The sequence below is a fragment of the Bradyrhizobium sp. PRIMUS42 genome, assembly GCF_023006515.1.
In the GTDB taxonomy this organism is placed as follows: Bacteria; Pseudomonadota; Alphaproteobacteria; order Rhizobiales; family Xanthobacteraceae; genus Bradyrhizobium.
Genome location: NZ_JALBGZ010000478.1, coordinates 1 through 5,053 on the forward strand (window position 1 = coordinate 1; position 5,053 = coordinate 5,053).

The following is a 5,053-nucleotide window of genomic DNA, read 5'->3' on the forward strand; positions in this document are numbered from 1 at the left end:
AAGCGGCTCGCGGGCGGCGCGAGGCCGTGGTGGAAGGCTGTGTCGAAGCACGCGATCTGCGTCAGCGCAGGCCGGATCGCGGTGAACCTACGAACCGGCGCGAGGCATCGCGGCTGGTGCAGCGGGGCCAGCGGCGTCAATCCCTCCAGCTTCGCTGTGACGTCGTGCGTCAGTGTGACCGGGTCTGAATAATGGGGCCCGCCGTGAACGATGCGGTGGCCGACGGCGCGAAGGCTGCCTTCGCCGAACCGGTCCTCGATGAAGGTCAGCACGTCGGCGAACAGATGGCCGCCGTCGGCGTCCGCCGCTTCTCTTCGCGTCTCGAACAAATTTTCGCCCGCGGGGCTTCTCACCACGAGCCCAGGTTTTGCCTCGTGCTCGTCGAGCAGGCCCTTGCAAAGCAGGTTGGGTTCGGCAGCCGAGATATCGAACAGGCCGAACTTGATGCTCGACGATCCCGAGTTGAGGACGAGGACCGTGTCCGACATGGCTAGTCGCCGGCCTCAGTCGGGGTGTTGCCGCCAGAACTGTTGGGCCAGACCCAGTCCTGGACCTCGGGCATGTCCTCGCCGTGCTCGCGCACATAGCGCGAATGCTCGATCAGCTTGTCGCGGAATTGCTGCTTGGCCTGCGCCGCTTTGGCCGCGAGCCCGGGCACGCGTTCGATTGCCTCGATCGCGAGGTGGTAGCGGTCGAGCTCGTTGAGCACGACCATGTCGAACGGCGTCGTCGTGGTGCCTTCCTCGGCAAAACCGCGCACATGCATGCCGGCATGGTTGGTGCGGTTATAGGTCAGCCGGTGGATCAGGTACGGATAGCCGTGATAGGCGAAGATGACAGGCTTGTCCGATGTGAACAGGCTGTCGAAGTTGCGGTCGGACAGGCCGTGCGGATGCTGATCCTTCGGCTGCAGGGTCATCAGGTCGACGACGTTGACGACACGGATCTTCAAGTCCGGCAGCGCCTTTCGCAGCAGGTCGACGGCGGCGAGCGTCTCCAGCGTCGGCACGTCGCCGGCGCAGGCCATGACCACGTCGGGTTCCCGGCCTGCATCTTCCGTCCCCGCCCAGGTCCAGATGCCGATGCCGGCATCGCAATGCGTGGCCGCTTCCTGCATCGACAGCCATTGCGGCGCCGGCTGCTTGCCGGCGACGATCACGTTGATGCGATTGTAGGTGCGCAGGCAATGGTCGGCGATCCACAGCAGCGTGTTGGCATCAGGCGGGAAGTAGATGCGGACGATATCGGCCTTCTTGTTGGCGACGAGATCGACGAAGCCGGGGTCCTGATGGCTGAAGCCGTTATGGTCCTGACGCCAGACATGCGAGGTCAAGAGGTAATTGAGCGAGGCGATCGGCCGCCGCCACGGCAGCTCGCGCGTGACCTTCAGCCATTTGGCATGCTGGTTGAACATGGAATCGACGATGTGGATGAAGGCCTCGTAACACGAGAAGAAGCCGTGCCTGCCGGTGAGCAGATAGCCCTCGAGCCAGCCCTGGCAGAGATGCTCGCTCAGCACCTCCATCACGCGACCGTCCTGCGCGAGGTGCACGTCGTAAGGTTCGATCGGCTCCATCCAGACGCGTTCAGTCTCCTCGAACACCGCGTCCAGACGGTTTGACGCGGTCTCGTCCGGGCCCATGATGCGGAAGTTGCGTTCCTTCGCGTTGAGGCGGATGACATCGCGCAGAAATTTGCCGAGCTCGCGCGTCGCTTCGGCCATCACGCCGCCGGGCTGCGGCACTTCGATCGCGAAGTTGCGGAAGTCCGGTAGCTTCAGCTCTTTCTTCAGGAGGCCGCCATTGGCATGCGGATTGGCGCCCATGCGGCGGAGGCCTTCGGGCGCGAGCGCGTGAAGCTCGGGGATGAGGGCACCGCTCGCGTCGAACAGTTTTTCCGGCTCGTAGCTGCGCATCCAATCTTCGAGCACTTTGAGATGTGCCGGATTTTCACGGCAGCCTGCGACGGGGACCTGATGCGCGCGCCAAAAGCCCTCGACCTTCTTGCCGTCGACCTCTTTCGGACCGGTCCAACCCTTCGGGCTGCGCAGCACGATCATCGGCCAGCGCGGCCGTTCGAGTGCCTTGCGGCCGTCCCTTGCATGCTGCTGGATCGAGCGAATGCTGGCGAGCGCGACGTCGAGTGCGTCCGCCATGGCCTGGTGCATCAATTTGGGATCGTCGCCTTCGACGAACAGCGGCTCGTGACCGAACCCGCGGAAGAGATCGCGGATCTCGCTGTCGGGCATTCGCCCGAGCACGGTCGGATTGGCGATCTTGTAGCCGTTGAGATGCAGGATCGGCAGCACCGCGCCGTCATGGGCGGGGTTCAGGAATTTGTTGGAGTGCCAGGACGCAGCGAGCGGACCGGTTTCGGCTTCGCCGTCGCCGACCACGCAGGCAACGATCAAATCAGGATTGTCCAGCGCCGCGCCATAGGCATGCACCAGCGCGTAGCCGAGCTCGCCGCCTTCGTGGATAGAGCCCGGCGTTTCCGGCGCCGCGTGGCTCGGAATGCCGCCGGGGAAGGAGAACTGCCTGAAAAGCTTGCGCATTCCGTCCCCATCACGCGCGATGTCGGGATAGATCTCGCTGTAGCTGCCTTCCAGATAGGTGTTGGCGACCATGCCCGGCCCGCCATGGCCGGGGCCGCAGACATAGAGCACGCTGACATCAAGCGCGCGAATGACGCGGTTGAGGTGGGCGTAGATGAAGTTCAGGCCTGGCGTCGTGCCCCAATGGCCGAGCAAACGCGGCTTGATGTGCTCGGGGCGCAAGGGCTCGCGCAGCAGGGGATTGTCCAGTAGGTAAATTTGCCCGACGGAGAGGTAGTTCGCGGCGCGCCAGTAGCGGTCAAGGAGATCGAGGTCGCTGCTCGCTGAGGCCGATTGTTGTTGCTTTGTCATGTTCCTGCTGACCTTCACCCGGCGATCGTCACCAACATTGTTCCGCGGCGATTGATCCCTGACCGGCATCAAACGAAATCGCCATGACGGGCGTGTTGCGTGAGGTCAAAAGGACCACGCCCGAAATTTGGGCGGCACCTTTGCATGGGGTTGTTTTTCAGTTTTTCGTTTGCGTTCTTGATTTGTTCCTTTGGCGTGCTATCTTGGCTTCATGAGTCCAGCAGCATCCTCTCATGCTCTCAAGCACCCGCCGGTCACGGCGCCCTCCGAGCCGGCGGGTGCGGACTCTGATTTTCCCGCCGATTTTCCAGAGCTCGGCGTCGCCATCGACCGCGCGCGCCGGAGAGGGCGGGGTGCGCAGTCGAATGCAAGCGGCCGCTTTGAGGCCGAGGCGCGCGTCGCGTTCGACGACGGCTGGCAGAGCCTGGAAGAGCTGCCGCCGTTCAAGACCAGTGTGGGGGTCGATACCTCGCGCAAGGTGATCACCCGCAACGACTCACCCGATATCGGCTTCGACCGCTCGATCAATCCCTATCGCGGTTGCGAGCACGGCTGTGTCTACTGCTTTGCCCGGCCGACTCATGCCTATCTCGGCCTGTCGCCGGGGCTTGATTTCGAATCGAAGCTGTTTGTGAAACCTGAGGCGCCCGCGCTGCTCGAGAAGGAGCTCGCCGCGACCGGCTATGAGCCGCGGATGATCGCGATCGGCACCAACACCGATCCCTATCAGCCGATCGAGCGCGAGCGGAAGATCATGCGCGGCATCCTCGAGGTGTTGGAACGCGCCGGTCATCCTGTCGGCATCGTCACCAAATCCGCGCTGGTGGTGCGCGACATCGACATTCTCGCGCGCATGGCAAAGCGCAATCTCGCCAAGGTCGCGATCTCGGTCACCTCGCTCGATCCAAAACTGGCGCGCTCCATGGAGCCGCGGGCCTCGACGCCGCCGAAGCGACTGGAGGCGCTGAAGCAGCTCTCGGACGCCGGCATTCCGACCACCGTGATGGTCGCGCCCGTGATCCCCGCGCTGAACGATTCCGAGATCGAGCGCATTCTCGATGCCGCCGCCCATGCCGGCGTCAAGGAAGCCTCCTATGTGCTGCTGCGGCTGCCGCTGGAGGTGCGTGATCTCTTCCGCGAATGGCTGATGGCGAACTATCCGGACCGCTATCGCCACGTCTTCACCTTGATCCGCGACATGCGCGGCGGGCGTGACTACGATGCGAAATGGGGCGAGCGGATGAAGGGCACGGGACCGATGGCCTGGACCATCGGCCGCCGCTTCGAGATTGCCTGCGACAGGCTAGGCCTCAACAAGCGGCGCTCAAAGCTGACGACGGATCACTTTGCGCGGCCGAAGCGGAACGGCGATCAGCTCAGCCTGTTCTGACCGGGAGTGGAAGAGGCGTCGCATGAGCAAGCAACTCCAGGCCCCGTTGCCACGGCTCACCGTCATCACGCTCGGTGTGAGTGACATCCGCGCCAGCATCGCCTTTTACGATGCGCTCGGCTTCTCGCGCCGGCTGAAGGCGACCGGAGAGGCCGTCGCGTTCTACGATACCGGCGGTCCGGTGCTCGCGCTGTTTCCGTGGGGGCGGCTCGCGGCGGATGCCGCGTTGCCGGACCATCCGAGGCCGACGGCCTTTCGCGGCATGACGATCGCCTGGAACTGTCGGACACGGGACGAGGTCGATGCGGTGATGGCCTTCGCCCTCGGCAAGGGGGCGAAGCTGGTGAAGGCCACGCACGAGACCGATTACGGCGGTTATTCCGGCTATTTCGCTGACCCCGACGGCCATCCCTGGGAGGTCGTGGTCGCGCCCGGCATCGATGTCGGCGAGGACCGGCGGGTGCATCTGGCGGAGTAGGCCAACCTGAATAACGGGAATTGTCCCGGGTTCCCGGTTGCGCAGGCCGGGCCGCTTGCGCACGATCCCGGCCATGATTCGGGACAAGTCCGCCAAGACGTCGGCCAAGAAGCCGGCCAAAGACGCGCCAAAGCAGGACGCCGCCAGGAAGGCAGCGCCTTCGAAGGGGGCCAAGGCGCCGGCCATGAAGGTCCCGGCCGGCAGGAAAGGCATCATCGCGCTCGCGCCGCCGAGCTTCCGTCGCGAGCGCGCGCTGATCAAGCGAGGTGTCTGGCCGGTT

General features: G+C 64.4%; 3 protein-coding genes and 2 pseudogenes. 3 read left to right on the top strand and 2 right to left on the bottom strand.

Features of this window, described 5'->3' with window-relative positions; all coding sequences use genetic code 11:
- Positions 1–488, bottom strand: a pseudogene (locus MOV75_RS27060) (acetate kinase); the annotation flags it as partial.
- A gap of 2 nt (positions 489–490) precedes the next feature.
- Complete coding sequence (locus MOV75_RS27065) at positions 491–2,905, bottom strand: phosphoketolase (protein ID WP_246929797.1); 2,415 nt, start codon at positions 2,903–2,905, stop codon at positions 491–493.
- A 211-nt stretch (positions 2,906–3,116) separates the two neighbouring features.
- Between MOV75_RS27065 and MOV75_RS27070 the strand changes: the two genes are divergently transcribed.
- The 3 genes and pseudogenes from MOV75_RS27070 to MOV75_RS27080 all read left to right on the top strand — a co-directional run.
- Positions 3,117–4,295 (top strand): PA0069 family radical SAM protein, encoded by a 1,179-nt coding sequence (locus MOV75_RS27070; RefSeq protein WP_246929799.1) that lies wholly within the window; start codon positions 3,117–3,119, stop codon positions 4,293–4,295.
- Positions 4,296–4,317: 22 nt separating this feature from the next.
- A complete protein-coding gene (locus MOV75_RS27075) occupies positions 4,318–4,773 on the top strand; it encodes a VOC family protein (protein WP_246929801.1) in 456 nt (151 codons plus the stop codon).
- Between the two features lie 37 nt (positions 4,774–4,810).
- Positions 4,811–5,053 (top strand): annotated as a pseudogene (locus tag MOV75_RS27080) (ribonuclease HII); the annotation flags it as partial.